Source organism: Acinetobacter sp. TUM15064, assembly GCF_008980265.1.
Lineage (GTDB): Bacteria > Pseudomonadota > Gammaproteobacteria > Pseudomonadales > Moraxellaceae > Acinetobacter.
The window spans coordinates 1-435 of sequence record NZ_BKFU01000230.1 but is presented as its reverse complement, the minus strand read 5'-3'; the positions used below and the strand labels follow the sequence as shown (position 1 = coordinate 435).

The window sequence follows — 435 nt, the reverse complement described above, 5'->3', positions numbered from 1 at the left end:
GGGTCTTTTCAGTATCAAGTAGCTAATCTTAATCTTGATTCAAGAAGAGACAAATCAAGGGAATTTGACTCATACACAAACAATGTGAATCAAATTTACCGCGATTATGATGACCCTTCTGAGGCACAAAAACGTTATGAATTACTTGAACAAGCTAAGGCTACGCATATTGCGAAAATGAAAGCTTTAGATGTTGATTACAACGATAGTGCCCAAAGGCTTATATCTGATCAACAAAATGCCCAATTAAGCATGTATGGGACAATGCTCTCAACTGCGTCTGATCTCTGGGGTAACTTTACTGAGATTATTAAAAATGCGCAGGGTGAAAACAGTGCAACGTATAAAGCTATGTACCTTGTTCAGCAACTTATGGCTGCTGGACAGGCAATTATCTACGGCAACCTTGCATCGGTAGCAGCTTTAGCCCCTCCA

1 pseudogene is annotated in these 435 nt (G+C 40.0%); it reads left to right on the top strand.

Annotation, left to right across the window (positions count from 1 at the left end):
• Positions 1 to 435 (top strand): annotated as a pseudogene (locus tag GBI16_RS18860) (phage tail tape measure protein); the annotation flags it as partial.